General features: G+C 68.4%; 27 protein-coding genes. 19 read left to right on the forward strand and 8 right to left on the reverse strand.

All coding sequences use genetic code 11. The annotated features are described in order from the left end of the window. The first annotated feature begins 28 nt into the window (after positions 1 to 28). From BST28156_RS21745 to BST28156_RS21760, 4 genes are all read left to right on the forward strand, one after another. On the forward strand, positions 29 to 421 hold the full coding sequence (locus tag BST28156_RS21745; RefSeq protein WP_254596409.1) for an STM2901 family protein: 393 nt from the start codon (positions 29 to 31) through the stop codon (positions 419 to 421). Next, the gene (locus BST28156_RS21750) at positions 414 to 761 is read left to right on the forward strand and encodes a DUF1493 family protein (RefSeq protein ID WP_174903337.1); all 348 of its coding nucleotides are present in this window, start codon (positions 414 to 416) and stop codon (positions 759 to 761) included. Before BST28156_RS21745 ends, BST28156_RS21750 begins: the two co-directional genes overlap by 8 nt. 429 nt (positions 762 to 1,190) lie before the next feature. Beyond that, on the forward strand, positions 1,191 to 1,628 hold the full coding sequence (locus BST28156_RS21755; protein ID WP_009690441.1) for a PaaI family thioesterase: 438 nt from the start codon (positions 1,191 to 1,193) through the stop codon (positions 1,626 to 1,628). Positions 1,629 to 1,736: 108 nt separating this feature from the next. Beyond that, positions 1,737 to 2,789, forward strand: coding sequence for an NADP(H)-dependent aldo-keto reductase (locus tag BST28156_RS21760; protein WP_174903338.1), 1,053 nt, complete (start codon positions 1,737 to 1,739; stop codon positions 2,787 to 2,789). Positions 2,790 to 2,866: 77 nt separating this feature from the next. Here the strand turns inward: BST28156_RS21760 and BST28156_RS21765 are convergent, their stop codons facing one another. Both BST28156_RS21765 and BST28156_RS21770 read right to left on the reverse strand, forming a co-directional pair. Next, a complete protein-coding gene (locus tag BST28156_RS21765; protein WP_174903339.1) occupies positions 2,867 to 4,153 on the reverse strand; it encodes an MFS transporter in 1,287 nt (428 codons plus the stop codon). A gap of 37 nt (positions 4,154 to 4,190) precedes the next feature. Further along, positions 4,191 to 5,612, reverse strand: coding sequence for a M20 family metallopeptidase (locus tag BST28156_RS21770; protein WP_174903340.1), 1,422 nt, complete (start codon positions 5,610 to 5,612; stop codon positions 4,191 to 4,193). 162 nt (positions 5,613 to 5,774) lie between these two features. Between BST28156_RS21770 and BST28156_RS21775 the strand changes: the two genes are divergently transcribed. The 4 genes from BST28156_RS21775 to BST28156_RS21790 all read left to right on the forward strand — a co-directional run bounded on the left by BST28156_RS21775 (position 5,775) and on the right by BST28156_RS21790 (position 9,623). Further along, positions 5,775 to 6,728, forward strand: a complete 954-nt coding sequence (locus BST28156_RS21775) for a LysR family transcriptional regulator (RefSeq protein ID WP_174903341.1) — start codon at positions 5,775 to 5,777, stop codon at positions 6,726 to 6,728. 64 nt (positions 6,729 to 6,792) lie between these two features. Beyond that, positions 6,793 to 7,926, forward strand: coding sequence for a tRNA 2-selenouridine(34) synthase MnmH (mnmH, locus tag BST28156_RS21780; RefSeq protein ID WP_174903342.1), 1,134 nt, complete (start codon positions 6,793 to 6,795; stop codon positions 7,924 to 7,926). Next, positions 7,923 to 8,981: a permease gene (locus tag BST28156_RS21785; RefSeq protein WP_060243821.1), complete on the forward strand. Its 1,059-nt coding sequence runs from the start codon at positions 7,923 to 7,925 to the stop codon at positions 8,979 to 8,981. The genes mnmH and BST28156_RS21785 overlap by 4 nt, the downstream gene beginning before the upstream one ends. Before the next feature lie 219 nt (positions 8,982 to 9,200). Continuing rightward, a complete protein-coding gene (locus BST28156_RS21790) occupies positions 9,201 to 9,623 on the forward strand; it encodes a hypothetical protein (RefSeq protein WP_009688559.1) in 423 nt (140 codons plus the stop codon). 46 nt (positions 9,624 to 9,669) lie between these two features. On the opposite strand, the gene BST28156_RS21795 is transcribed toward BST28156_RS21790, so the two are convergent. The 3 genes from BST28156_RS21795 to BST28156_RS21805 form a co-directional block, all read right to left on the reverse strand. Continuing rightward, positions 9,670 to 10,503: an ABC transporter permease gene (locus BST28156_RS21795; protein ID WP_174903343.1), complete on the reverse strand. Its 834-nt coding sequence runs from the start codon at positions 10,501 to 10,503 to the stop codon at positions 9,670 to 9,672. Between the two features lie 6 nt (positions 10,504 to 10,509). After that, a complete protein-coding gene (nodI, locus tag BST28156_RS21800) occupies positions 10,510 to 11,424 on the reverse strand; it encodes a nodulation factor ABC transporter ATP-binding protein NodI (protein WP_254596407.1) in 915 nt (304 codons plus the stop codon). A 152-nt stretch (positions 11,425 to 11,576) separates the two neighbouring features. Further along, positions 11,577 to 11,762 (reverse strand): hypothetical protein, encoded by a 186-nt coding sequence (locus BST28156_RS21805; RefSeq protein WP_174903335.1) that lies wholly within the window; start codon positions 11,760 to 11,762, stop codon positions 11,577 to 11,579. Between BST28156_RS21805 and BST28156_RS21810 the strand changes: the two genes are divergently transcribed. Next, positions 11,761 to 12,258 carry a universal stress protein gene (locus tag BST28156_RS21810; protein ID WP_040127369.1) on the forward strand — a complete coding sequence of 166 codons (498 nt, stop codon included), beginning with the start codon at positions 11,761 to 11,763 and terminating at the stop codon, positions 12,256 to 12,258. The genes BST28156_RS21805 and BST28156_RS21810 overlap by 2 nt on opposite strands. 91 nt (positions 12,259 to 12,349) lie before the next feature. Here the strand turns inward: BST28156_RS21810 and BST28156_RS21815 are convergent, their stop codons facing one another. The 3 genes from BST28156_RS21815 to lexA all read right to left on the reverse strand — a co-directional run bounded on the left by BST28156_RS21815 (position 12,350) and on the right by lexA (position 14,100). After that, positions 12,350 to 13,006: a DUF2939 domain-containing protein gene (locus tag BST28156_RS21815; RefSeq protein ID WP_437341299.1), complete on the reverse strand. Its 657-nt coding sequence runs from the start codon at positions 13,004 to 13,006 to the stop codon at positions 12,350 to 12,352. 83 nt (positions 13,007 to 13,089) lie between these two features. Beyond that, positions 13,090 to 13,425: a hypothetical protein gene (locus tag BST28156_RS21820; RefSeq protein ID WP_009689104.1), complete on the reverse strand. Its 336-nt coding sequence runs from the start codon at positions 13,423 to 13,425 to the stop codon at positions 13,090 to 13,092. 27 nt (positions 13,426 to 13,452) lie between these two features. Then, entirely contained in the window at positions 13,453 to 14,100 is a 648-nt protein-coding gene (lexA, locus tag BST28156_RS21825) for a transcriptional repressor LexA (RefSeq protein ID WP_009689103.1), read from the reverse strand. A gap of 272 nt (positions 14,101 to 14,372) precedes the next feature. On the opposite strand from lexA, the gene BST28156_RS21830 reads away from it, so the two are divergent. From BST28156_RS21830 to rbsK, 10 genes are all read left to right on the forward strand, one after another. Continuing rightward, positions 14,373 to 15,410, forward strand: a complete 1,038-nt coding sequence (locus BST28156_RS21830) for a sulfate ABC transporter substrate-binding protein (protein WP_060243833.1) — start codon at positions 14,373 to 14,375, stop codon at positions 15,408 to 15,410. 117 nt (positions 15,411 to 15,527) lie between these two features. Then, a complete protein-coding gene (gene cysT, locus BST28156_RS21835; protein ID WP_060243836.1) occupies positions 15,528 to 16,421 on the forward strand; it encodes a sulfate ABC transporter permease subunit CysT in 894 nt (297 codons plus the stop codon). Then, positions 16,418 to 17,365, forward strand: coding sequence for a sulfate ABC transporter permease subunit CysW (gene cysW / locus BST28156_RS21840; protein WP_174903345.1), 948 nt, complete (start codon positions 16,418 to 16,420; stop codon positions 17,363 to 17,365). Before cysT ends, cysW begins: the two co-directional genes overlap by 4 nt. A gap of 13 nt (positions 17,366 to 17,378) precedes the next feature. Then, positions 17,379 to 18,440 carry a sulfate/molybdate ABC transporter ATP-binding protein gene (locus BST28156_RS21845; RefSeq protein WP_060243840.1) on the forward strand — a complete coding sequence of 354 codons (1,062 nt, stop codon included), beginning with the start codon at positions 17,379 to 17,381 and terminating at the stop codon, positions 18,438 to 18,440. Between the two features lie 72 nt (positions 18,441 to 18,512). Further along, positions 18,513 to 19,439, forward strand: coding sequence for a CysB family HTH-type transcriptional regulator (locus BST28156_RS21850; protein ID WP_009690192.1), 927 nt, complete (start codon positions 18,513 to 18,515; stop codon positions 19,437 to 19,439). A 350-nt stretch (positions 19,440 to 19,789) separates the two neighbouring features. Then, the gene (locus BST28156_RS21855; RefSeq protein WP_060243842.1) at positions 19,790 to 20,740 is read left to right on the forward strand and encodes a sugar ABC transporter substrate-binding protein; all 951 of its coding nucleotides are present in this window, start codon (positions 19,790 to 19,792) and stop codon (positions 20,738 to 20,740) included. A gap of 144 nt (positions 20,741 to 20,884) precedes the next feature. Next, a complete protein-coding gene (locus BST28156_RS21860) occupies positions 20,885 to 22,495 on the forward strand; it encodes a sugar ABC transporter ATP-binding protein (RefSeq protein WP_174903346.1) in 1,611 nt (536 codons plus the stop codon). Beyond that, positions 22,492 to 23,511, forward strand: a complete 1,020-nt coding sequence (locus BST28156_RS21865) for an ABC transporter permease (protein WP_059514610.1) — start codon at positions 22,492 to 22,494, stop codon at positions 23,509 to 23,511. Before BST28156_RS21860 ends, BST28156_RS21865 begins: the two co-directional genes overlap by 4 nt. A 36-nt stretch (positions 23,512 to 23,547) precedes the next feature. Next, on the forward strand, positions 23,548 to 24,579 hold the full coding sequence (locus tag BST28156_RS21870) for a LacI family DNA-binding transcriptional regulator (protein WP_060243848.1): 1,032 nt from the start codon (positions 23,548 to 23,550) through the stop codon (positions 24,577 to 24,579). Continuing rightward, positions 24,576 to 25,505 (forward strand): ribokinase, encoded by a 930-nt coding sequence (gene rbsK, locus BST28156_RS21875; RefSeq protein ID WP_174903347.1) that lies wholly within the window; start codon positions 24,576 to 24,578, stop codon positions 25,503 to 25,505. Before BST28156_RS21870 ends, rbsK begins: the two co-directional genes overlap by 4 nt. Positions 25,506 to 25,625 lie beyond the last annotated feature (120 nt).

Below are 25,625 nucleotides of genomic sequence, written 5' to 3' on the forward strand. Positions count from 1 at the left end.
AGATCATGAACACGATATCTCTAACGCACTGCCCTCAGGGCCCGTTTACACCGTATCCAATTTCAACAGCCTGCTAGGCACAGATGACGCAGTTGGTATCGCTATGGTGCTGTCGGGCCAGCGGTTTATCCCGACTCGCGGCAAGTTCGCCGGGGCAGTCAAGGGCACCTCGATCGCTTCGATCGTATCGCGCCGCATGCTGCCGTACGAGCTTAAGCAGCGCATCCTCCCGACCGTAACCTCGTTCACCAGTTTGATCCTGCTGCGCATCAAGTTCACGCGGAATATCGGCGCATTCGTCGGCCGTGCCATTCCGGGAGTGGGTTGGGTGATCCTGGCGTCCGATGTGACGATGATCACGTATCGTTCCGTCACGACCTACAACAGCATGGTGAAGCCCGAGGACCGTTTGTATGGCTGATGCGTGGAAGAGCCTCGAAGAATTCGTTGCAGCCGATGCGGGCAAGCCGCTCGTCGGTCGGCTTGAACTGACGCGTGACACTGACCTCTATCACGATCTGGACATGGAGCCGGAGCGCATCGAAAAGCTCATCAGACGATGGGCTGTGAAGTTTGGAATCGACCTGTCTGCGTTCGACATCCACTATTACTATCCGGCCGCGAAGCTCGGCATCGGTTCGTTCCTCGCGGCGGTCGTAAAGTCCCCGTTCAGCACCTCGGCACGCGAGACGCTGGGCGGTCGATCGTTGACGCTCGGCATGATGGAAGAGGCGATGGAGCGTGGGCGTTGGGAAGCGTAACGCGCTGCGCTTTTGACTTCCGCGTATCCGATCAAAATCTAGCCTCATAGCGCCTTCCGTCCGGCCGCGCCCACGCGACGCCCAGTGCGACGGGTCGCGAGGGCGTCTCGCGCCCGTTCTGCGCGGCATCCTCCTTCCCGAACACATCGACGCGTACGGATCGATCGAGCCGCGAACCGTCGACCGGTCGCAAGGTGTCCGGGGCAGGCTGCGAGAAAGGAGGGGAAGCGTACGGGGATTCGGACGGGCAAAAACGCCGGAGCCAAGCCGGGCGGGGCTCTCCGGGTATGCTGCGGGTTCGGTTATAGAACCCGCCTTCGATTGCCAATGGCGCCGGCCGCGTTGACAACCCCGGCGCACATGAGAATAATGAGTTCCAATTTAGAACTTACTCGCGCGACGACGCGCTTTCAGTCAGGAGACGCCCCGATGAACCCGCTTTCCCTGTCCGGTCTCGAACTGCTGCGCGCGGCGGCGTCGGGCGACGTGCCGCTCGCATCGATTTCCGAAACGATCCCGATGCGCCCGCTCGACGTCGAACTCGGCTATGTGAAGTTTTCGGCGCGTGCGGACGGGCGGCATCTGAATCCGCTCGGCGGCGTGCACGGCGGCTTTGCCGCGACGGTGCTCGACTCGGTCACCGGCTGCGCGGTGCATTCGATGCTCGATGCGGGCGTCGGCTACGGCACGGTCGACCTGCATGTGAAGATGCTGCGGCCGGTGCCGCGCGATGTCGAGCTGGTCGCCGAAGGGCGCGTGATCCACCTGTCGCGCTCGCTCGGCGTCGCGGAGGGCACGCTGAAGACGCCGGACGACAGGATCGTCGCGCATGCATCGGCGACCTGCTTCATCCAGCGGCCGCAATAACCCGACTGCGGGCATCGAAGGCCGTCCGTAAGCGTGGGCGGCGCGGCTCTGAAGCGGTCGCTTCAATGTGATAGCGTTTCTGCTTTCCACCGACGCGACAGGAACAGCATGGAATACCGCACACTCGGCGATTCAGGCATCGAGGTCAGCCTGATCGGTCTCGGCACGATGACGTGGGGCGAGCAGAATTCGGAGCGCGACGCGCACGAGCAGATCGATTACGCGATCGGGCAGGGCGTCACGCTGATCGACGCAGCGGAGATGTATCCGGTGCCGCCGAAGCCGGACACGCAGGGGCGCACCGAGCAGTACATCGGCACGTGGCTCGCGCAGCATCGCGCGCAGCGCGACCGGATCGTGCTCGCGACCAAGATCGCGGGCCCGGCGCGTCAGCCGCACAATCCGCGCCATATTCGCGGCGAGGGCAACCAGTTCGACCGCAAGAACCTGACCGAAGCGCTCGACGGCAGCCTCAAGCGCCTGCAGACCGATTACGTCGATCTCTATCAGCTGCACTGGCCCGACCGCAGCACGACGACGTTCGGCCGGCCCGCCTATCCGTGGGTCGACGATGCGTATACGGTGCCGATCGAGGAAACGCTCGGCGTGCTCGCGGAATTCGTGAAGGCGGGCAAGGTGCGCGCGATCGGCGTGTCGAACGAAACGCCGTGGGGCGTCGCGCAGTTCCTGCGCGCGGCCGAGAAGCACGGGCTGCCGCGCATCGCCAGCATCCAGAACCCGTACAGCCTGCTGAACCGCACGTTCGAGAACGGGCTGTCGGAATTCACGCATCGCGACGGCGTCGGCCTGCTCGCGTATTCGCCGCTCGCGTTCGGCTGGCTGTCGGGCAAGTACGAAAACGGCGCGCGGCCGGCCGGCGCGCGCATCACGCTGTTCGAGCGCTTCCAGCGCTACAGCAAGCCGCAGGCGGTCGAGGCGACGTCGCGCTACGTCGCGCTCGCGAAACGCCACGGCCTGTCGCCCGCGCAGCTCGCGCTCGCGTTCGTCAACAGCCGGCCGTTCGTGCGCAGCAATCTGGTCGGCGCGACCTCGCTCGACCAGCTGAAGGAGAACATCGGCAGCATCGACGTGAAGCTGTCCGACGAGATTCTCGCGGAGATCGACGCGCTGCACGAACGGCAGCCGAACCCGGCGCCGTAACGGCGTGCGACCCGCGCGGCGCCACGCCGCGCGGGTCGCATCGGCGGCGATGCACTCGCGCATCGCCGCCGTCCTCCCTATTGCATCCTCAGCCGCGTGCGCGCGACGAGCAGCGCGACGAGGCTCAGCACCGCGCAGCCCATCAGGTACAGCGCCGGCGACAGCCGGTTGCCGGTCGCGCTGATCAGCCAGGTGATGACGAACGGCGCAAACCCGCCGAACAGCGTGACGCCCGTGTTGTAGCTGACCGCGAGACCGGTCGCGCGCGTCTGCGCAGGGAACAGCTCGGCCATCAGCGCGGGCAGCGCGCCGCAGTACATCGCCTTCAGAAGCCCGATCCAGATCAGCGCGGCCAGCATCGTCGCGAACGACGCATGCTGCGTGAGCCACGCGAACGTCGGCCATACGGTCAGGAGCATCAGCACGGCGGCCGTCGCCATTACGCGGATGCGCCCGGTCCGGTCGGACAGATGGCCGACGAGCGGCGTGACGAGCGTCAGCACGAAGCCGGTCGCGAGTGTGGCGGCAAAGCCCGTCGACGCGGGCAGCCCGAGCTGCTTGATCGCGTAGGTCGGCATGTACAGCACCATGTAGTTGATCGCGGTCGAGATCACGAGCGCGCCGATCGACAGCAGCAGTCGCGTCTTCTGGTCCGCGAACAGTTCGCGCACGGGCGCGTCGGAGCGCGCCTGCGTCTTGAACTCGACACCCTCGTCGACATAGCGGCGGATATACAGCCCGACAGGGCCGATCGCGAGCCCGAACAGGAACGGCACGCGCCAGCCCCAGCTTTCGAGCTGCGCGGTCGTCAGCGTGGCGGTCAGCAGCGCGCCGAAGCCGGACGCCAGCAGCGTCGCGAGACCCTGGCTCGCGAACTGCCAGCTCGACATGAAGCCGCGCCGCTGCGGCGCATGCTCGACGAGGAACGCAGTGGAGCTCGCGAATTCGCCGCCGGCGGAGAAGCCCTGCATCAGCCGCGACAGCATGATCCCGAGCGGCGCGAGGATGCCGATCGACGCGTAGGTCGGCATCAGCGCGATCAGCAGCGTGCCGCCCATCATCATCGCGATCGACAGCAGCAGCGACGCCTTGCGGCCGGCGCGATCCGCATACGCGCCGAGCACGAAGCCGCCGATCGGCCGGATCAGGTACGACAGCCCGAACGTGCCGAGCGTGAGCAGCAGCGACGTCGCTTCGCTGGTCGAGGGGAAGAACAGCTTGGCGATCGTCACCGCGAAGAAGCCGTAGACGATCAGGTCGAACCATTCGAGCGCGTTGCCGATCGACGCCGCGAAGATGATGCGCCGGATCTGCGCGGCATTCGGGCGGGCGGCTTCCTGCGTGGTCAGGGTGGTCGTGTTCATCGTGTATGCGTATCCCGTGGAAGGAGCGGCGCGCGCGTCACAGTGCGACGCCGGCCGCGGCGGGTGCCGCGCGGCGCAGCGGCGGTGCGTCGTCGCCGAGATCCCAGAAGAGGCCGGCCATCATCTGCAGCCCCTCGCGCACGACGCTCGCGAGCAGGTGCTCGTTCGGCGCGTGCTGCGAGCAGGCCGGATACGAATGCGGGACCCACAGCGTCGGCAGCCCGAGCGTGTCGGCGAACACCTCGTTGGGCAGCGTGCCGCCGAGGTTCGGCAGGATCGCCGGCTTCTTGCCGGTCGTGCGCGCGAGCGACGCGACGGCCCAGCGCACCCACGGATCCTCGGGCGGCACCCGCGTGGCCGGCGCCCCGCGCTCGACGTCGATCTCGACGTCGCCGAAGCCGTGCGCGTCGAGATGCGCGCGCAGGTGCGCGTGCAGCGCCTGCCAGTCGGTGCCGACGACGAAGCGCAGCTGGCAGTGCGCGTACGCGGCGGGCGGAATCGCGTTGACGGGATGTTCGGGATTGCCGGCCTTGAACGCGAGGATCTCGAGCGTGTTCCAGCCGAACACGCGCTCGGCCGCGGACAGGCCCGGCTCCCCCCAGTCGGCGTCGAGCGCCGGATCGCCGGGGCCGCCGCCGACCGACAGATCGGCGAGCGCTTCGCGCACGGCGGCCGGGATCGGCGGCGGGCGCAGCCCGGCGACGCGGATCGACCCGCGCGCATCGACGAGGCTCGCGAGCGCGTGCGCGAGCACGATCGCCGGATTGCGCAGCAGCCCGCCCCAGTTGCCGGAATGATGTGCGCCGTCGCGCGCGTGCAGGCTCAGCCGGAAATTGACTGCGCCGCGCGAGCCGAGAAACACGGTCGGGCGCTCGGCGGCGATGCGCGGCCCGTCGGACGCGATCAGCACGTCGGCCGCGAGCGCATCGCGCTCCTGGCGGCACAGCGCGTCGAGCCCCGGCGAGCCGGTTTCCTCGCCCATCTCGATCAGCAGTTTCGCGTTGAAACCGAGCCGGCCGCCGCGCGCGTCGAGCACGCTCGCCAGCGCGGCAAGGTTGATCGTGTGCTGGCCCTTGTTGTCGGCGCTGCCGCGGCCGTACCAGCGGTCGCCGTCGGCGGTCAGCGTCCACGGCGACAGCGGCGCGCGCCACTGCGCGTCGTAGCCGCGCACGACGTCGCCGTGGCCGTAGATCAGCACGGTCGGCAGCGCGTCGTCCTCGTGGCGCGACGCGAGCAGGAACGGGCCACCGCCGTCGACGGGATTGTCGACGATGCGCGACGCGAAGCCGAGGCGCGCGGCTTCGGGCGCGATCTCGTCGGTCAGGTACGCGCGCAGCGCGGCGGCGCTGCCGCTTTCCTGGCTTTCGGTGCGCAAGCCGACGCGGCGGCTCAGCGTCGTGAAGAAGGCACCGGATTCGAACTGGTCCAGCGCGTGCTGGAGGGCGGCGGTACGGCTCAAGACAGGTCTCCTCGTCGGGGGCGGCCGCGCAGGGCCGTGCGGGCAGCGTGAAGTGCGATCGATTCTAGGAAGCCGTTTTTTTTGTCACAATGATCGAATTTCGAACCTTTCTTTGCCGAAAAGGCAAAACGGAACGGCCCGCACCGGCCCGGAGACACGACGATGGCGGCTTTTCTGCATGGCCTGGCGCTGCGGTATTTCGTCGAGGTGGCGCGCACCGGCTCGATCAGCGACGCGTCCGCGCGGCTGCACGTCGCGGTATCGGCGATCAGCCGTCAGATCGCGAAGCTCGAAAGCGAGCTCGGCGCGCCGCTGTTCGAGCGCCGGCCGCGCGGGATGGCGTTGTCGGAGGCCGGCGAGCGGCTGCTGGGCTTTGCGCAGCGCAGCCTGCTCGAGGCCGAGCATGTGATGAAGGAGATCGGCGGGCTCGACGCGCTGCACGGCAGCCTGCTGAAGATCGCGTGCTCGGAAGGGTTCGCGAGCGATTTCCTGCCGGGCGCGCTCGCAAGCTTCAAGGCGCGCCATCCGGGCGTCGATTTCTCGATGTGGGTCGTGTCGCCGGCCGATGCGACGCGGCGCGTGCGCGAAGGCGACGCCGACATCGCGCTGACCTTCAGCCTCGCGCCGGAAAAGGGCGTGCGCGTCGAACACACCGAGCGTGCGCCGATCTTCGCGCTGGTGCGCCGCGATCATCCGCTGGCGGCGCGCGACGCGGTGTCGCTCGCCGATGTCGCGCGTCATCCGCACGTGCTGCCGGAAGCCGGCACGACCGTGCGCCAGCTGATCGACATCGCCTGCGCACTCGACGGGCTGCTGCTCGAGCCCGAGCTGACGAGCAACAACACGGCGGCGATGTACCGCTATGCGCAGCGCACGGGCGCCGTGATGTTCACCGGGCTGCTGTCGGTGCGCGACCGCTGCGACGCGGACGGCTTCGTCGTCGTGCCGCTGACGAACCCGCAGCTGCGCGAGCGCAGCATCCAGGTGCAGACCATGGCGGGGCGCGACCTGCCCGCGTCGGTGCGGGCGTTTCGCGACCATCTGATCGACGCGATGAAGGCGGCTTCGGCGCCGCCGGCGGCGGTGCGCGGCTCGCGACGCCCGCGCATGAGATAATCGCCAATCCGCCTTCCGCGCCCGTGCGGCTCGCCGAGCCGCATCGCTCCGTTTCGACGCCAAATTGAAGAATCTGATTGTCACCCTCGATCGCGCCGGCGAGTTCGACGAGATCATCGACGTGCGCACGCCGCTCGAGTTCGCCGAGGACCATATCCCCGGCGCGCTGAACGCGCCCGTGCTCAGCAACGAAGAACGCGTGCTGGTCGGCACGATGTACCGGCAGGTGTCGCCGTACGAGGCGACGCGCGTCGGCGCCGCGATCGTCGCGCGCAACATCGCGCGTCATCTCGATACGACCTTCGCCGACCGTCCGCGCAACTGGCGGCCGCTGATCTACTGCTGGCGCGGCGGCAAGCGCTCGGGCTCGATGACGACCTGGTTCAACCTGATCGGCTGGCAGGCGCGTCAGCTCGAAGGCGGCTACAAGGCGTACCGCCGTTCGGTATGCGACACGCTCGATACGCTGCCGTCGCGCTTTCGCTATATCGCGCTCGTCGGCCATACGGGCTGCGGCAAGACGCGGCTGCTGAACGCGCTGCGCGACGCGGGCGCGCAGACGCTCGATCTCGAGGCGCTGGCGCGCCATCGCGGTTCGCTGCTCGGCGCGCTGCCGGGCGTGCCGCAGCCGTCGCAGAAGGCGTTCGATTCGGGGCTGGTCGAAACGCTCGGTCGTTTCGACCCGGCGTGGCCGGTGTTCGTCGAATCGGAAAGCCGCAAGATCGGCGTGGTGCAGCTGCCGATCGCGCTGCTCGACGCGTTCCACGCGGGGCCGTGGGTGCAGGTCGAAGCCGCGCGCGACGAGCGCATCGCGTTCCTGCTCGACGATTACGCACACCTGTTCGACGATCCGGCCGCGTTCAACGCGCAGCTCGAACGACTGATCGGGCTGCACAGCCGCGAAGCGGTCGCGCGCTGGCGCACGCTGATCGACGCGAATGCACGCGCCGAGCTGTTCGGCGAACTGATCGACCGGCATTACGATCCGGCCTATGCGCGGACTTACCGCGCGTCGTACGGCAAGCCGAACCGCGCGCTGACGTTCGTGTTTCGGCCCAATGCGGCGGACGTGCCCGACCAGGCGCGCGCGCTGCTCGGGCAGCTCGCGCAGGCCGGATTGCCGGCGTCGCCGGCGCTGGCGGCGGCGTGCCGCGCACAACCTGCAACCGATAACGACCAACCGACCACGCTACGATGACGACCACCCGCACCCAACCCAGCCCGGCGCTCGGCTGGATGACCTTCCTGCTGATCGCGGTCGCAGGACTGTTCTACGTGAAATGGTTTCCGTACTACAACAAGGCATTCGTCGCGGCCGAGCACCATTCGATCGGCCAGTCGATCCTGATGGGCACGTCGGCGACGGCGCCCGAGCCGTCGCTGAAGGCTGCGCTCGATTACGCATGGGCGTACGGCAAGGCGATCTGGCAGGCGATGGTGCTCGGCCTGCTGCTCGGCTCGGCCGTGCAGGCGCTGCTGCCGGCGCACTGGGTCGCACGCGTGCTGGGCCGCACCGGTTTCGGCAGCGTCGCCGCGGGCGGCCTGCTGTCGCTGCCCGGCATGATGTGCACCTGCTGCGCGGCGCCCGTCGTCGCGGGCCTGCGGGCGCGGCACGCGTCGCCGGGCGGCGCGGTCGCGTTCTGGCTCGGCAACACGGTGCTGAACCCGGCCGCGCTGGTGTTCATGGGCTTCGTGCTCGGCTGGCACTGGAGCGCGCTGCGGCTCGTGCTCGGCGTCGCGATGGTGTTCGGGATCGGCTATCTGCTGAATCGCATCGCGCGTCCGGAAGATCGCAGCATCGACGATGCGCAGCTCGCGGCACTGGCCGCCGAGCAGGCCGCGGCCGGCAATCCGTTCGTGCGCTGGATCAAGCTGCTCGCACGGATGGCCGTGCGACTCGTCCCGGAGTACATCGTGCTGGTGCTGCTGCTCGGCGCCGCGCGCGCGTGGCTGTTTCCGCACATCGGTCCGGACATCGGCAATCACCTCGGCTGGATCGTCGCGTTCGCGGTCGCAGGCATGCTGTTCGTGATCCCGACGGCGGGCGAGGTGCCGATCATCCAGGCGATGCTGTCGCTCGGCATGGGCGTCGGCCCGGCCGCGGCGTTGCTGATGACGCTGCCGCCGATCAGCGTGCCGTCGATCGCGATGCTCGCGCGTTCGTTCAAGCCGTACATGCTGGCGATCGTCGCGGTCCTGGTCGTCGCGTTCGGGATCGCGAGCGGGCTGCTCGCGGTCGCGTTCGGGTTCTGACCGACCGGCACGGGTGCGGCGTTCGCCGGGCGCAGGCCGGTCGATCCGGTTGGCGCGCGCGGCCGTCAAGCGGGGCGGGGTGCTCCGCTGTCGATGCCGCTGCGGGCGCGGGCGAGCGGCCGCTCGTGTCGTCCGGCCGGCCCGCCTGGCCGTTATATTCATCCGGCGCCGCCGTTTTGCGCGTGCGGCGCCCTTTACAAGAAGCAAACAGGAAAACGCATGTCCCAACCGAAGATTCATCCTCGACTTGAAAAGGCGCTGACGCGCGGCGATCTCGCGATTCGTCAGGCCAATTCCGCGCGCGCGACCGCCGTGCTGAGCGCGCTCGGCACGATGATCGTCGAGGCGTCTGCGACGATCGGCGTCGAGGCCAGCATCGACATTCCGCAGGGCGATCGCATTTACGACCCGGTCAACGGCCTGTGGCCGCAGAAAATGCTGGTGTCATTCGACGGCCCGGTCGAGGATGCCGATGCGGAAGAGCTGCGCACCGTCTATCTGGTCGCCGACGATCCGGGCACGCAGTTCCGCGTCGAATGGCATCGTGCGGACGGCAAGCTCGGCCGCCACGAAGGCGGGCCGCTCGCGACCGTCGCATTCCTGACCGACGTCGAGATTCCGTGGAGCGACGACGACGAATAACGTCGTCGCGCAGTACGAATGAAGCTGGCGCCGCGCGCGCCGGTGGTCAGCGCATCAGCCGGCGCCGGAACAGCCACGCGCACAGCAGGAACCCGCCGACCGCGTAGCCGGCGAGCACGGCGACGTGCAGGCCGACGTCGGCTGCCGGCCGGCCAAGCATTGCGGGCCGGATCAATTCGACCGCGTGCGCGAGCGGCAGTGCATGCGCTGCGTGCTGCGCGAGCGGCGGCAGTTGCGTGATCGGGAAGAACACGCCCGACAGCAGCAGCATCGGCGTCAGCACGAGCGTCTGATAGAACATGAAGAAGTCGTAGGACGGCGCGAGCGCCGTGACGATCATCGCGACGCTCGCGAACGCGAGGCCCGCGAGCGCGATCACGGGCAGCACCGCGAGCATCGACGGAAACCGCGCATAGCCGAGTGCGCCCGCGACGAGCATGATTGCGACGCCCGACAGCAGCGCCTTGCTGGCGGCCCACGCGATCTCGCCGAGCACGACGTCGCCGAGCGCGAGCGGCGTGTGCATGATTGCTTCCCACGTGCGCTGCACGTGCATCCGCGAAAAACCCGAATACATCGACTCGAAGCTTGCGGACATCATCACGCTGGATCCGACCGTGCCGGCTGCGAGAAACGCGATGTACGACACGCCGTCGACATGGCCGAGCATCAGCCCGAGCCCGAAACCCAGCCCGAACAGATAGATCATCGGATCCGCGAGATTGCCGAACATCGACGCGAGCGCGAGCTTGCGCCAGACGAGATAGTTACGGCGCCACACGGCGATCCAGTTGGTCGCGTTCGCAGGCAGCGCCAGCGCGAAGCGCGACTCGCGCGGTGGGGCGCTGTGCGCGGCGGCGGAATAGTTGCGTACGTCCATGGTCGATCAGTCCTGCATGTCGCGGCCGGTGAGCCGCAGGAACACGTCCTCCAGATTGGCCGGACGATGCAGATAGCGCAATCCCGCGCGACCCTTGATTCGCGCGCTGAGCGGCTCGGGGTCGTTCACGTAGCAGAACAGCGTCTCGCCGCTGATTTCGGTGCGCTGCGCGAGCGGGGCGAGTTCGTCGCGCAGCGCGGCCGGGTCCGGCCCGTAGATCTCGATCACGTCGCAGCCGATTTCCGACTCGATCAGCGCGTGCGGCGCGCCCTCGGCGATCTTGCGGCCTTCCTCGATCACGCAGAGCCGGTCGCACAGACGTTCGGCTTCCTCCATGAAATGCGTGGTGATCAGGATCGTCTTGCCGCGCGCGAGCAGCGAGCGCAGCCGTTCCCACATCAGGTGCCGCGCCTGCGGGTCGAGACCCGTCGTCGGTTCGTCGAGCACCAGCACGTCGGGATCGTTGACGAGCGCGCGCGCGAGCGTGAGACGGCGCTTCATGCCGCCGGACAGTTCGCTCACCTTCGCATCGGCCTTGTTCTCGAGTTTCGCGAATTCGAGCAGCGGCTGCACGAGGGCACGCGCGGCCTGTGCCGACATCCCGAAATAGCGGCTGAACACGAGCAGGTTCTCGCGAACCGTGAAGTCGGGGTCGAGATTGTCGAACTGCGGGACGACACCGACGCGCCGGCGTGCATGCCGCGCGCGCGCCGGCACCGGTTCGCCGCACAGCGAAATGGCGCCCGCGTCGGGATGCGCGAGGCCGAGCAGCATCTTCAGCGTCGTGGTCTTGCCGGCGCCGTTCGGCCCGAGCAGGCCATAGCATTCGCCGACCTGCACATGGAAGGACAGGCCGTTGACGACGAGCTTGTCGCCATAGCGCTTTTCGACGTTGCGGAAATCGATCGGTGCGACGGACATGGAAGATGAGTGTTGGATGCGGGCGGCATGCTGCTGCCGAATGCGAGCCGGCGCGAACGGATCGGGCGAACGCGTGTCAGACGGGCATGACCGAGGCGAACGATCGCGATGCCGGTTCGCATGCTGCGGGACGGCGGCACGAACGGGCCATTCTAGTGCATCGCCCGCATCCGTTCAGCGCATCTGCGCGCGAAACGGTGCATGCGCGCCGGACCGTGCACTGCATCATCGCGTGCGCGCCGTGCGCGGCGCATCAGCGTTTTCCATCCCTTGCGTCCTGAATTGCGGCGCACCATGATGAAGGCGTAGGGTTCGTTGTCGCGATAGGGAGGTTTCATGGCTAGCTACAACAAGATTTTGCTGTGCTACGACGGCACGCTCGAAGGGCGCAAGGCCCTGCGCTGCGGCGCCAATCTCGCACTGGACCTGAAGGCCGAAACGCACCTGCTGTCGGTGGTCGACATGCGCTCGAGCATCGCGCAGAGCGCAGGGCTGCTGACCGACGTCGCATGCGGCCGTTTCGAGGAAACCGCCCGGGAAATCCTGCAGGAAGGCGTGAACTGGCTGCGCGAGCGCGGCGTGCAGGCCGAAGGCCATTTCGCGTTCGGCTATCCGATCGACGAAATCGCGAATCTCGCGACCGAACTGAAGGTCGACCTGGTCGTCGTCGGCCATCGGTGCCGCAGCGGGCTGTCGAGATGGTGGATGGGGTCGGGCAATACGCAGCTGCTCGATCGGGTGAACTGCAGCATCCTGGTGGCGTGCTCGTCCGCTGAAGAGCAAAAGGCCGAGATCGCACGCGAACGCGAAGCGGCGACCGCAAGCGGCAAATAAGCCCCGATGCAGGATTGAGCGGCGGAGCGCGGCGTTCGGCCGCGGCGCCGCCGCGCCGACTTGGCCGCTTGCGGAGCGCGGCGAAGCCCGCTTACGCGTGCAGGTCGATCGCGGACAGCTTCCACGAGAACAGGCCGAAGCGGTGGAAGATCGCTGCATAGCGCGTGCCGTCCGCCGTGCGCTGATAGGTCACGACGAACTCGTCGATATTCCGGTAACCGGCGCTCGTTTGCTGCTGGCGCGGTGCCGCGCCCGGGCTTGCGGGCGCGGGCGCCGGTGCGGACGATGACGCGGTTGTGGTCGCCGTGTTGCTGGCCGGCGCGGCGGCGCTCGCCGGAGGACCGGCCGTGCCGGCAGGCGGCGCGGTCGATTCGGCGCCGGGTGTGCCGCCCGGCGGCGGCGCCGACCATTCGGGCGGACGCTCGCCCGGATTGCCGCGCGGCGGCAATCCGCCCATCAACGCGGCCACGCCTTCCGGCGTCGCATACGCATCGACCAGCGGGCCGATTAATGCGGACCCGATCAACGCCCCGATCGCCGCGAACGGATTGCCTTTCTTCGCCGCGTCGATCCGGCGCATCAACTCTTCCGTGACCTGCTGCTTCAGGCTGATGCGCAGCGACGGAAAATCGACGTATTCGCTGACGGCCTGCGCATCCCGCGCATCGATCGCCGATTTCAGGCGACCGAGCGCAACATACGGCGACGCGTACGCATAGCCGATCGCCGCAATGACGACGATGGCCATCGCAGCGATCAACAGGGGTTTGAACCGCGATGCGCGGCCCGGAGCTTGCGTCACGATACCTCCGAAGCGGGACTGTTCCGCAATCAGAGACCGCCTTGCGCGGCAGAACGTTCCTCGGCAATGCAGCGGTCGATCATCCGGCACACGGCGTCGATCGTGCCGACCATGATCAGCCGCGAGCGGCCGTGATAGACGCGCACCGGCGCGCGGCGCGCCGGTTCCGCATGATTCAGGCCGGCGTTCAGCGACACCCGCGCGAAGGCGGGCAGCGCCGACGGCAGCAGCGACGCCTGCCGTTCGACTGCGACTTCTTGGCCGGCGGGCGCCGCAGCGGTGAGCGGCGCGCAGGGCGTGCGGCCGCGCAGATGACGCAGGCGACCGAATTGACGGAAAGGCAGCAGGCGGGCAAGGCGTTCCATGATGTTCTCCTGAGCGAGACGGATGGGTCAGAGTTCGCCCGAGCGGATCAGCCCGACGGCGATGCCTTCCAGCGCGAATTCCGCACTGCCGGCCTTGACGAAGATGTTTTCGTAATCGGGGTTTTCCGCGATCAACTCGAGGCCGCCCGGCCGGCGCATCAGGCGCTTGACCGTGACGTCGTCGCCCAGGCGCGCGACGATGATCTGCCCGTCCTTCGCTTCCGTGCGCTTCTGCACCGCGAGGAGGTCGCCGTCGAGAATGCCGGCGTCGCGCATCGACAGGCCGCGCACTTTCAGCAGGTAGTCGGGCTTGCTGGAGAACAGCGCGGGATCGCACGCGTAATGCTGCGAGATGTGCTCCTGCGCGAGGATCGGGCTACCGGCCGCGACGCGGCCGACCAGCGGCAGCGACAACTGCATCAGCCCGGCGTGCGGCAGCGTGAACTGGTGCGGCGCGTCGTCGATGCCGAGCAGGCGGATGCCGCGCGACGCGCCGGCGGCCAGCTCGATCACGCCCTTGCGCGCAAGCGCCCGGAGGTGCTCCTCGGCCGCGTTCGGCGAACTGAAACCCAGCTCGGCCGCGATCTCGGCGCGGGTGGGGGGGAATCCGGAGCGCTCGATCGCGCGGCGGATCAAGTCGAACACTTGCTGCTGGCGGGCGGTGAGTTTGGTCATGGTTCAACTGTATGGATAGACAGTGAGCTGTATTTTTATACAGTACTTCGCGAATTTCAAGTGTTACGTGAAGTTCGACGCGATCGCGCCGGTTCCGATGCAATTTGGCGACGCCCGGACGCCGGTTTATCCGCCGCAACCGTCCATCCGTGCTGCGTTAGCACTTTTGAGTATTAAAAAATGAGGAACGATTATTTTTAATCATGTAACCCGTTCGATAGACTGGCCCGACATCGCAATACCGACTACACGACAACACTGGAGAACCAAGGATGGTGAAGCGCACGACGGGGCTGGCGAGCGGGGTGGGCCGCTTGATCGCAACACTCGCGCTGGGCGCGGCGGCGGTGCTGGGCGCCGCGACGCACGCGCAGGCCGATACGACGTTCCTGAACGTGTCGTACGACCCGACACGCGAGCTGTACCAGGATTTCAATCAGGCGTTCGGCAAGGAGTGGAAGGCGAAGACCGGCGAGACGGTCAACTTCAAGCAGTCGCACGGCGGCTCGGGCGCGCAGGCGCGCTCGGTGCTCGACGGCCTGCAGGCCGACGTCGTGACGCTCGCGCTGGCCTACGACATCGACGCGCTCGCGAACAAGGGGCTCGTGAACAAGGACTGGCAGAAGCGGCTGCCCGACAACGCGTCGCCGTACACGTCGACGATCGTGTTCCTCGTGCGCAAGGGCAATCCGAAGGGCATCAAGGACTGGGACGACCTGACCAAGCCCGGCGTGTCGATCGTCACGCCGAACCCGAAGACCTCGGGCGGCGCGCGCTGGAACTACCTGGCCGCATGGGCGTACGCGGTGCACAAGCCGGGCGGCAACGAGCAGACCGCGAAGGAATTCGTCACGAAGCTGTACAAGAACGCGGGCGTGCTCGATTCGGGCGCGCGCGGCGCGACGACGAGCTTCGTGCAGCGCGGGATCGGCGACGTGCTGATCGCATGGGAGAACGAGGCGTTCCTGTCGATCAAGGAGTTCGGCCCCGACAAGTTCGAGATCGTCGTGCCGTCGGTCAGCATCCTGGCCGAGCCGCCGGTCGCGGTGGTCGACAAGGTGGTCGACAAGAAGGGCACGCGCAAGCTGGCCGAGGCCTACCTGAACTTCCTGTACAGCCCGCAGGGCCAGGAGATCGCGGCGCGCAACTACTACCGGCCGCGCTCGAAGAACGTGCCGGCGGAGCTGACCAAGCAGTTCCCGAAGCTGAAGCTGTACACGGTCGACGATACGTTCGGCGGCTGGACGAATGCGCAGAAGACGCATTTCGCGGATGGCGGCGTGTTCGACTCGATCTACAAGCCGCAGTAACGCCATAACGACAGCGGCGCGCCACGACAGCGCGCCGCATTGCCGCCGCCGCCGGCGCGACCTGTCGCGCCGGCGTTCGCGCCGGACCCGTGTGAATCGACCCAGCAAGAGCATCCGATGAGTACGTACACCTTTCGCAAGCCGAGCGCGCTGCCCGGTTTCGGCGTGACGCTCGGCATCACGGTGGCCTATCTGAGCCTCGTGGTGCTTATTCCGCTTGCCGCCACGTTCCTGAAGACCGCGACGCTGTCGTGGGACCAGTTCGTCACCGCCGTCACGTCGCCGCGCGTGCTCGCGTCGTACCGGCTGACGTTTTCCGCGGCGCTCGGCGGCGCGCTGATCAACGCGGTATTCGGCTTTCTGGTCGCGTGGGTGCTGGTGCGCTACACGTTCCCGTTCAAGCGCATCGTCGACGCGATCGTCGACCTGCCGTTCGCGCTGCCGACCTCGGTCGCCGGCATTTCGCTCGCGGCCGTCTATGCGACCAACGGCTGGGTCGGCCAGTATCTCGCGCCGCTCGGCATCAAGATCGCGTTCACGCCGGCCGGCGTGCTGGTCGCGCTGACCTTCATCGGGCTGCCGTTCGTCGTGCGTACCGTGCAGCCGGTGCTCGAGGATTTCGAGCGCGAGCAGGAGGAGGCCGCCGCGTGCCTCGGCGCGTCGCGCTGGCTGACGTTTCGCCGCGTCGTGCTGCCGGCCGTGCTGCCGGCGCTGCTCACCGGCTTCGCGCTCGCGTTCGCGCGTGCGCTCGGCGAGTACGGATCGGTGATCTTCATCGCGGGCAACGTGCCGATGAAATCCGAAATCACCTCGCTGCTGATCATCACGAAGCTCGAGCAGTACGACTACGCGGGCGCGACCGCGCTCGCGGTCGTGATGCTGGTCGTGTCGTTCCTGATGCTGCTGCTGATCAATTCGCTGCAGTGGTACCTGCAGCGCAGGACCAGCAAGGGCGCAAGCGGGCCCGCGCCCGCGATCGCCGCCACCGCGACCGCCGGAGGCCAGCGATGAACCGGGAGTCTTCCGCCGTGCTGAAAACCCCGTCGTCCGCCGCGCGTGCGCGTGCCGCGAAGCAGCTCGATCCGGTCAGCGAATCGCGCGTGGTGCGCTGGCTGCTCACCGGCATCGCGCTGGCGTTCCTCGCGTTCTTCCTCGTCGTGCCGCTCGCCGCGGTGTTCGTCGAGGCGCTGCGCAAGGGCGTCGGCTTCTATCTCGAATCGCTCGCCGACCCGGACGCGTGGGCGGCGATCAAGTTGACGCTCATCGTCGCCGCGATCGCGGTGCCGCTGAACCTCGTGTTCGGCGTGTGCGCATCGTGGGCGATCGCGAAATTCGAGTTTCGCGGCAAGGCGCTGCTGACGACGCTGATCGACCTGCCGTTCTCGGTGTCGCCGGTGATCTCGGGCCTCGTCTACGTGCTGCTGTTCGGCGCACAGGGCTGGCTCGGCCCGTGGCTGCAGGATCACGACGTGCAGATCATCTTCGCGGTGCCGGGCATCGTGCTCGCGACGATCTTCGTCACGTTCCCGTTCGTCGCGCGCGAGCTGATCCCGCTGATGCAGGCGCAGGGCAGCGACGAGGAAGAGGCCGCGCGCGTGCTGGGCGCGTCGGGCTGGCAGATCTTCCGCCGCGTGACGCTGCCGAACGTGAAGTGGGGGCTGCTGTACGGCGTGATCCTGTGCAATGCGCGCGCGATGGGCGAATTCGGCGCGGTGTCGGTCGTGTCCGGCCATATCCGCGGCGTCACCGACACGATGCCGCTGCACGTCGAGATCCTGTACAACGAATACAACTTCGCGGCGGCGTTCGCGGTGGCGTCGGTGCTCGCGCTGCTCGCGCTCGTCACGCTCGCGCTGAAGCTGCTCGCCGAGCGCCATCTCGCCGCCGAGCTGTCCGGCGCGCGCGACGCCGTTCCCGCACATGCCGGCCCTGCGGCCATTTCGTCGAAATCGTAAAGAGGCAACCAGAATGGGTATCACCGTCCGTCACCTTCAGAAGCGCTTCGGCGATTTCACCGCGCTCGACAACGTGTCGCTCGACTTCCCGCCCGGCGAACTCGTCGCGCTGCTGGGGCCGTCCGGCTGCGGCAAGACCACGCTGCTGCGCGTGATCGCGGGCCTCGAGCACGCGGACTCGGGGCAGGTCGTGCTGCAGGGGCTCGACGTCGCGTCGGTCGGCGCGCGCGATCGCCAGGTCGGCTTCGTGTTCCAGCATTACGCGCTGTTCCGCCACATGACCGTGTTCGAGAATGTCGCGTTCGGGCTGCGCGTGAAGCCGCGCCGCGAGCGGCCGTCGGAAGCCGCGATCCGCGATAAGGTGCACGAGCTGCTGAAGCTGGTGCAGCTCGACTGGCTCGCGCAGCGCTATCCGTCCGAGCTGTCGGGCGGCCAGCGCCAGCGGATCGCGCTGGCCCGCGCGCTCGCGGTCGAGCCGAAGGTGCTGCTGCTCGACGAGCCGTTCGGCGCGCTCGACGCGAAGGTCCGCAAGGAGCTGCGCGGCTGGCTGCGGCGCCTGCACGACGACCTGCACATCTCGACGATCTTCGTCACGCACGACCAGGAAGAGGCGCTGGAAGTCGCCGACCGCATCGTCGTGCTGAACCGCGGCCGCGTCGAACAGGTCGGCAGCCCGCAGGACGTCTACGATCATCCGCGGAGCGCGTTCGTCTACGAATTCCTCGGCGCCGCGAACCGGCTGCCGGGCACGGTTGCCGGGCACGGCTTCGTGGCCGAGGGCGCGGCCGCGCCGATCGCGGTCGACGCCGATTTCGCGGGCCCTGCGAACGCCTACGTGCGGCCGCACGATCTGCAGCTGTGGCCGGTGACCGAAGCCGGGCATCGGGACGGCATCGCGGTCGACGTGCGCCGCGTGATCCCGCTCGGCGGCTCGGTGCGCGTCGAGCTCGAGGCGCGTGCCGGCGGCGCGCTCGAGGCGGAGCTCGATCGCGACGCGTGGCGCGCGCTCGCGCTGCAGGTCGGCGACGGCGCGACCGCCGTGCCGCGCGCGGTGCGCGTGTTTCCCGCGCGCTGACGAGTGACGCACCGACACCGCCCGAGTTTCGACAAGCCCATACCAAACAACGACAGCCCAAGAGGCATACCCATGAATTTTCAGCAACTGCGCTTCGTGCGCGAGGCCGTACGCCAGAACATGAACCTGACGGAGGTTGCGAACGTGCTGTACACGTCGCAGTCGGGCGTTTCGAAGCAGATCAAGGATCTCGAGGACGAACTCGGCGTCGACATCTTCATCCGCCGCGGCAAGCGGCTTACCGGCCTCACCGAGCCGGGCAAGGCGGTGCACCAGCTGATCGAGCGGATGCTGCTCGACGCCGAGAACCTGCGCCGCGTCGCGCGCCAGTTCGCCGACCAGGACAGCGGCCACCTCGTCGTCGCGACGACGCACACGCAGGCGCGTTATGCGCTGCCGAAGGTGATCCGGCAGTTCACCGACGTGTTCCCGAAGGTGCATCTCGCGCTGCGGCAGGGCAGCCCGCAGCAGATCGCGCAGATGATCCTGAACGGCGAGGCCGATCTCGGCATCTCGACCGAGGCGCTCGACCGCTATCCGGACATCGTCACGTTCCCGTGCTATTCGTGGCACCACACGGTCGTCGTGCCGAAGGGGCATCCGCTGGTCGGCCGCGAGAACCTGACGCTCGACGAAATCGCCGAGTATCCGATCATCACGTACGACCAGGACTTCACCGGCCGCTCGCACATCGACCAGGCGTTCGCGCAGGCGGGCGCGGTGCCCGACGTCGTGCTGACCGCGATCGACGCGGACGTGATCAAGACCTACGTCGAGCTTGGCATGGGGATCGGCGTGGTCGCCGCGATGGCCTACGACCCGCAGCGCGACACGGGGCTCGTCGCGCTCGACACGCAGCATCTGTTCGAGGCGAGCACGACGCGCGTCGGGCTGCGCAAGGGCGCGTTCCTGCGCGCGTATGCGTACCGGCTGATCGAGATGTTCGCGCCGCATCTGAGCGAGACCGAGATCGCCGCGCAGCTGCGCGAAGCCGTCTGAGCACAGCAGACCGCGCGCCGCGCAGCGTGATGCACGGCGCGCGGCAATGCAGGCGCGTGTTGCCGGCGCGCATCGGCGCGGCTGCCCGCGCGCTCCGAATAAACCCTGAATATTGATCAGACGGGTTGCGCGCCGGCGCGAATCGGTCCAGCATACCTTCACGCCGCCGGCTTCCCGCCGGCGGTGGCGCGTCGACGACAGCGCGCGCCAGGCAGTCGGCCGTCTGCCTTGCTTTCCTTCCTTGGTACCGACAGCAGCATCGATGGCCATTGTCCGGGTAATGTAGCGCAAACGTTTGCTCGCATTAAAACAACAGTCGGCCCGCATGGGCCAGTCGCCAGGAGATGTCTATGAATGTCCGCTTTCGCCGTCGCTTCCTGACCGCCGCGCTAGCCGCCGTCGCGGTTGCCGCCGCACCGGCCGTCCATGCCGAGACGGCCGGCAAGCCGAAGGTCGCGCTCGTGATGAAGTCGCTCGCCAACGAGTTCTTCCTGACGATGGAAAATGGCGCGAAGGAATACCAGAAACACAACGCGAGCCAGTTCGATCTCGTCACCAACGGCATCAAGGACGAGACCGACACCGCGAACCAGATCCGCATCGTCGAGCAGATGATCGTGTCGAAGGTCGACGCGATCGTGATCGCGCCGGCCGATTCGAAGGCGCTCGTGCCGGTCGTGAAGAAGGCGATCGACGCGGGCATCATCGTCGTCAACATCGACAACCGGCTCGATCCCGACGTGCTGAAGTCGAAGAACCTGAACGTGCCGTTCGTCGGCCCCGACAACCGCAAGGGCGCGCGCAAGATCGGCGACTACCTCGCGAAGCGGCTGAAGGCGGGCGACGAGGTCGGCATCGTCGAGGGCGTGTCGACGACGACCAACGCGCAGCAGCGCACGGCCGGCTTCCAGGACGCGATGAAGGCGGGCGGGATGAAGGTCGTGTCGGTGCAGTCGGGCGAGTGGGAAATCGACAAGGGCAATGCGGTCGCGGCCGCGATGCTCAACGAATACCCGAACCTGAAGGCGCTGCTGTGCGGCAACGACAACATGGCGATCGGCGCCGTGTCGGCCGTGCGCGCGGCCGGCAAGCAGGGCAAGGTGTACGTGGTCGGCTACGACAACATCAACGCGATCAAGCCGATGCTGAAGGACGGCCGCGTGCTCGCGACCGCCGACCAATACGCGGCGAAGCAGGCCGTGTTCGGCATCGATACCGCGCTGAAGGCGATCGCCGAGCACCGCAAGCAGGCCGACATGTCCGGCGTGGTCGAGACGCCGGTGGATCTCGTCACGAAGTGACGCTGCCCGGCGCGGCCGCCGCCCTCAAGAATCGCGCGCGGCGGCCGTTATCCGGGGTGAGCGCGATCACGGCCACCGCATGCCCATGCACGAGTGAGCGTCATACCCGCGCGCCGCGAGCGCGCGGCCGCAACCAGGATCGCGATGGAACCGACCTTCCCACCTTCTTCCCGTTCAGCCGAGCCCGTGCTGTCCGTCTCCGGCATCGGCAAGACCTATGCGGAGCCGGTGCTCGCCGACGTCACGCTGACGCTTGCGGCGGGCGAGGCGCTGGCGCTGACGGGCGAAAACGGCGCCGGCAAGAGCACGCTGTCGAAGATCGTCGGCGGGCTCGTCGAGCCGACTGCCGGCACGATGCGGCTGGGCGGCCGGGCCTATGCGCCCGCGAGCCGCACGCAGGCCGAGGCGCTCGGCGTACGCATGGTGATGCAGGAGCTGAATCTGCTGCCGACGCTGACGGTGGCCGAGAACCTGTTCCTGAACCATCTGCCGCGCCGCTTCGGCATCATCGACCGCGCGCGGCTGCGCGACGACGCGCGCGCCGCGATGGCGCAGGTCGGGCTCGACGCGGTCGATCCCGATACGCCGGTCGGCGCGCTCGGCATCGGCCACCAGCAGATGGTCGAGATCGCGCGCAACCTGATCGGCGACTGTCGCGTGCTGATCCTCGACGAGCCGACCGCGATGCTGACCGCGCGCGAGGTCGAGCTGCTGTTCGAGCAGATCGACCGGCTGAAGGCGCGCGGCGTCGCGATCGTCTATATCTCGCACCGTCTCGAGGAGCTGGCGCGGGTCGCCGAGCGCGTCGCGGTGCTGCGCGACGGCCGGCTGGTGCACGTCGGCGACATGTCGGCGATCACGTCCGACGGGCTCGTCACGCTGATGGTCGGGCGCGAGATCGGCGAGCAGATCGACCTCGGCGTGCGCAAGATCGGCGCGCCGCGGCTCGTCGTGTCCGGGATCACGCGCGCGCCCGCCGTGCAGGACGTGTCGCTCGAGGTGCGCGCGGGCGAGATCTTCGGCATCTCGGGCCTGATCGGCGCGGGCCGCACCGAGCTGCTGCGGCTGATCTACGGCGCCGACACGCCGGACGCCGGCATGATCGCGGTCGGCCAGCCGCCGAAGCCGGCCGCGATCCGCTCGCCGGTCGACGCGGTGAAGCACGGCATCGCGCTGATCACCGAGGACCGCAAGGGCGAAGGGCTGCTGCTCACGCAATCGGTCACCGCGAACGTGTCGCTCGGCCAGCTCGACCGACTCGCGCGCGGCGGCGTCGTCGATACGGCGCGCGAGACCGCGCTTGCCGAGCAGCAGATCGACGCGCTGCGGATCCGCACGCACGGCGCGGCGCAGCCGGTCGGCGAACTGTCGGGCGGCAACCAGCAGAAGGTCGTGATCGGCCGCTGGCTCGCGCGCGACATGGGCGTGCTGCTGTTCGACGAGCCGACGCGCGGCATCGACGTCGGCGCCAAATTCGAGATCTACACGCTGATGGGCGCGCTCGCGCGCGAGGGCCGCGCGCTCGTCGTCGTGTCGAGCGACCTGCGCGAGCTGATGCTGATCTGCGACCGGATCGGCGTGATGTCGGCCGGGCGCATGACCGCCGTGTTCGAACGCGGCAACTGGACCCAGGATGCGCTGCTGGCCGCAGCGTTCGCCGGCTTCGGCCGCGATGCGCTGCCGCAGGGCGAGCCGCCGCATCCGGCAACGGGCGCCGCCGCGCCCGGCACTTCGACGACAGGACGACCGCAATGACCCAGCCTCCCGTATCCCCGACCGACGCCGGCACCGCGCAGGACGTGACGGGGCGCCGCGCGCGCACGCTGTCCGGCACGCGGCTCGGCGTGTCGAACTATCTCGGGCTCGCCGGCGCGCTGGCCGCGATGATCGCGCTGTTCTCGGTGCTGAGCTCGCATTTCCTGACCTACGATACGTTCAGCACGATCGCGAACCAGATTCCCGATCTCGTCGTGATGTCGGTCGGCATGACCTTCGTGCTGATCATTGCCGGGATCGACCTGTCGGTCGGCTCGGTGCTCGCACTCGCCGCGTCGATGGTCAGCGTCGCCGCGCTCAAGTGGCAGTGGGGGCCGCTGCCGGCCGCGCTGATCGGCATCGCGGTCGCGACCGCAACGGGCGCGCTGACGGGCGCGGTCACGGTCGGCTGGCGGATTCCGTCGTTCATCGTGTCGCTCGGCGTGCTGGAGGCCGCGCGCGGTCTCGCTTACCAGCTGACGAATTCGCGCACCGCGTATATCGGCGACGCATTCGATTTCCTGTCGAACCCGATCGCGCTCGGCATCTCGCCGGCGTTCCTGATCGCGGTCGCGGTGATGGTCGCGGCCCAGTTCGTGCTGACGCGCACCGTGTTCGGCCGCTATCTGGTCGGCATCGGCACGAACGAGGAAGCCGTGCGACTTGCCGGGGTTAACCCGCGGCCGTATAAAATTCTCGTATTCGCATTGATGGGTGCGCTCGCCGGGCTCGCATCGCTGTTCCAGATTTCGCGGCTCGAGGCGGCCGACCCGAATGCGGGCGTGGGTCTGGAGCTGCAGGTGATCGCGGCCGTCGTGATCGGCGGCACGAGCCTGATGGGCGGACGCGGCTCGGTGATCAGCACGTTTTTCGGCGTGTTGATCATCTCCGTGCTGGCCGCAGGGCTCGCGCAGATCGGCGCGAACGAGCCGACCAAGCGGATCATCACCGGCGCGGTGATCGTGGTGGCGGTCGTGCTCGACACGTATCGCAGCCGGCGTGCACGTGCCCGGTAACATCGATAAACAGAACGGACCAGAGAGAAACGGGAAATGGCGACGATCAAGGATGTAGCGGCCATGGCGGGCGTGTCGTTTACGACCGTCTCGCACGTGGTGAACAATTCGCGGCCGGTGTCCGCGGACGTGCGTGCGAAGGTCGAGATCGCGATCCGCGAGCTGAACTACGTGCCGTCGGCCGTCGCCCGCTCGCTGAAGGCGCGCGCGACCGCAACCATCGGCCTCGTCGTGCCGAACAGCACGAATCCGTACTTCGCGGAACTGGCGCGCGGCATCGAGGACCAGTGCGCGGCGAACGGCTATTGCGTGTTCTTCTGCAATTCGGACGACGATCCGGTCAAGCAGCGCAACTACCTGCGCGTGCTGCAGGAAAAGCGCATCGACGGGCTGATCGTCGCGTCGGCCGGCGAGGACGCCGTGCTTGCGCAGACGCTCGCGGACGCGCATGCGCCGCTCGTCGTCGTCGACCGCAACATCGAGGGGCTCGCGGCCGATCTGGTGCAGATCGACCACGAGCGCGGCGCGTACCTCGCGACCCGCCACCTGCTCGAGCTCGGACACGCGAAGATCGGCTGCATCACCGGGCCGACCGACACGGCCGTCAGCGCGATGCGCGTGCACGGCTTCATTCGCGCGATGGCCGAGCGCGGCATCGACATCGTGCCGGGCGCGATCGCCGAAAGCGACTTTTCGTGCCTCGGCGGCTATCACGCGGCGGCGCGGCTGTTCGAGACGGTGCAGCCGAGCGCGATCTTTGCCGGCAACGACCTGATGGGCGTCGGCGCGCTGCGCGCGGCGGCCGAGCGCGGGATGCGCGTGCCCGACGACTGCTCGATCATCGGCTTCGACGACATCGAATTTTCCCGTTACACGTATCCGGCGCTGTCGACGGTCGGCCAGTCGGTGCGCGCGCTCGGCGAGATGGCTGCGCAAACGCTGATCGAGCGGATCGGCGGCGGCGCATCGGTCGCGCCGAGCCGCCGTCGCGTCGTGTCGCCGCGCCTCGTACTGCGCGAGTCAACCGCGGTGTACCGCGAGCCGGCCGCGGCCGGCCCGCGCGCATGACCGCGCCGGCGGCGGGCGCCGGCCGCGTGACGGTGGTCGGCAGCCTCAACATGGATCTCGTCGTCCGGGCGCCGCGGCTGCCGCTGCCGGGCGAGACGCTGGCCGGCCATGCGTTTGCCCAGGCAGCGGGCGGCAAGGGCGGCAACCAGGCCGTCGCCGCGGCGCGCCTCGGCGCGCGGGTCGCGATGATCGGCTGCGTCGGCGCGGACGCGCACGGCGCTGCGCTGCGTGCGGGCCTCGAAGCGGAAGGCATCGACTGCGCGGGGCTCGCGACCAGTGCCTCGGCGTCGACCGGCGTCGCGCTGATCGTCGTCGACGACGCGAGCCAGAATGCGATCGTGATCGTCGCGGGCGGCAACGGCGAGGTCGGTCCCGACACGGTCGCGCGCCACGAAGCCGCGCTGGCGGCCGCCGACGTGCTGATCTGCCAGCTCGAGACGCCGCCGGACGCCGTGTTCGCGACGCTGTCGGCCGGCCGGCGGCTCGGCCGCACAGTCGTGCTCAATCCGGCCCCGGCCGTTGCGCCGCTGCCGTCCGGCTGGCTGCCGCTGGTCGACTACCTGATCCCGAACGAGCTCGAAGCGGCCGCGCTGACGGGGCTGCCGGTGCGCGATCCGGCCGATGCCGAGGCCGCCGCGCGCGCGCTGCAGGCGGGCGGGGCACGCAACGTGCTGGTCACGCTCGGTGCGCGCGGCGTGCTGGCGCTGACGGCCGACGGCATCGCGCGCCACTATCCGGCGCCGGCGGTGCAGGCGGTCGACACGACGGCAGCCGGCGACACGTTCATCGGCGGCTTTGCCGCGCAGCTTGCGGCCGGCACGGACATCGACGCATCGGTCCGCTTTGCGCAGCGCGCGGCCGCGCTGTCGGTCACGCGCGCGGGCGCGCAGCCGTCGATCCCGACGCTCGCCGAACTCGCCGCGTAGCGCTGCAAAGGGCCGGATCGCGCGCGGCCGGTCCGGTGTGACGCGCACGCGCTTTTTCCTCGTCCCGCCGAATCCGGCGGCGATTCGTCCATCGTTTGCCCTTCGCTCCTGCGCGCAGCG

It is taken from the genome of Burkholderia pseudomultivorans (genome assembly GCF_902499075.1).
GTDB lineage: Bacteria > Pseudomonadota > Gammaproteobacteria > Burkholderiales > Burkholderiaceae > Burkholderia > Burkholderia pseudomultivorans.

What these genes read in the sequence shown, in the direction of transcription:
- BST28156_RS21765 (WP_174903339.1), bottom strand. Translation starts at nt 4,153, where the DNA reads ATGAACACGACCACCCTGACCACGCAGGAAGCCGCCCGCCCGAATGCC.
- BST28156_RS21855 (WP_060243842.1), top strand. Translation starts at nt 19,790, where the DNA reads ATGAATGTCCGCTTTCGCCGTCGCTTCCTGACCGCCGCGCTAGCCGCC.
- BST28156_RS21860 (WP_174903346.1), top strand. Translation starts at nt 20,885, where the DNA reads ATGGAACCGACCTTCCCACCTTCTTCCCGTTCAGCCGAGCCCGTGCTG.
- lexA (WP_009689103.1), bottom strand. Translation starts at nt 14,100, where the DNA reads ATGACCAAACTCACCGCCCGCCAGCAGCAAGTGTTCGACTTGATCCGC.
- cysW (WP_174903345.1), top strand. Translation starts at nt 16,418, where the DNA reads ATGAACCGGGAGTCTTCCGCCGTGCTGAAAACCCCGTCGTCCGCCGCG.
- BST28156_RS21815 (WP_437341299.1), bottom strand. Translation starts at nt 13,006, where the DNA reads ATGGCCATCGTCGTCATTGCGGCGATCGGCTATGCGTACGCGTCGCCG.
- BST28156_RS21850 (WP_009690192.1), top strand. Translation starts at nt 18,513, where the DNA reads ATGAATTTTCAGCAACTGCGCTTCGTGCGCGAGGCCGTACGCCAGAAC.
- BST28156_RS21870 (WP_060243848.1), top strand. Translation starts at nt 23,548, where the DNA reads ATGGCGACGATCAAGGATGTAGCGGCCATGGCGGGCGTGTCGTTTACG.
- BST28156_RS21805 (WP_174903335.1), bottom strand. Translation starts at nt 11,762, where the DNA reads ATGAAACCTCCCTATCGCGACAACGAACCCTACGCCTTCATCATGGTG.
- BST28156_RS21865 (WP_059514610.1), top strand. Translation starts at nt 22,492, where the DNA reads ATGACCCAGCCTCCCGTATCCCCGACCGACGCCGGCACCGCGCAGGAC.
- BST28156_RS21795 (WP_174903343.1), bottom strand. Translation starts at nt 10,503, where the DNA reads ATGGACGTACGCAACTATTCCGCCGCCGCGCACAGCGCCCCACCGCGC.
- BST28156_RS21750 (WP_174903337.1), top strand. Translation starts at nt 414, where the DNA reads ATGGCTGATGCGTGGAAGAGCCTCGAAGAATTCGTTGCAGCCGATGCG.
- rbsK (WP_174903347.1), top strand. Translation starts at nt 24,576, where the DNA reads ATGACCGCGCCGGCGGCGGGCGCCGGCCGCGTGACGGTGGTCGGCAGC.
- BST28156_RS21830 (WP_060243833.1), top strand. Translation starts at nt 14,373, where the DNA reads ATGGTGAAGCGCACGACGGGGCTGGCGAGCGGGGTGGGCCGCTTGATC.
- BST28156_RS21790 (WP_009688559.1), top strand. Translation starts at nt 9,201, where the DNA reads ATGTCCCAACCGAAGATTCATCCTCGACTTGAAAAGGCGCTGACGCGC.
- BST28156_RS21760 (WP_174903338.1), top strand. Translation starts at nt 1,737, where the DNA reads ATGGAATACCGCACACTCGGCGATTCAGGCATCGAGGTCAGCCTGATC.
- BST28156_RS21775 (WP_174903341.1), top strand. Translation starts at nt 5,775, where the DNA reads ATGGCGGCTTTTCTGCATGGCCTGGCGCTGCGGTATTTCGTCGAGGTG.
- BST28156_RS21785 (WP_060243821.1), top strand. Translation starts at nt 7,923, where the DNA reads ATGACGACCACCCGCACCCAACCCAGCCCGGCGCTCGGCTGGATGACC.
- nodI (WP_254596407.1), bottom strand. Translation starts at nt 11,424, where the DNA reads ATGTCCGTCGCACCGATCGATTTCCGCAACGTCGAAAAGCGCTATGGC.
- BST28156_RS21845 (WP_060243840.1), top strand. Translation starts at nt 17,379, where the DNA reads ATGGGTATCACCGTCCGTCACCTTCAGAAGCGCTTCGGCGATTTCACC.
- BST28156_RS21755 (WP_009690441.1), top strand. Translation starts at nt 1,191, where the DNA reads ATGAACCCGCTTTCCCTGTCCGGTCTCGAACTGCTGCGCGCGGCGGCG.
- BST28156_RS21810 (WP_040127369.1), top strand. Translation starts at nt 11,761, where the DNA reads ATGGCTAGCTACAACAAGATTTTGCTGTGCTACGACGGCACGCTCGAA.
- BST28156_RS21820 (WP_009689104.1), bottom strand. Translation starts at nt 13,425, where the DNA reads ATGGAACGCCTTGCCCGCCTGCTGCCTTTCCGTCAATTCGGTCGCCTG.
- cysT (WP_060243836.1), top strand. Translation starts at nt 15,528, where the DNA reads ATGAGTACGTACACCTTTCGCAAGCCGAGCGCGCTGCCCGGTTTCGGC.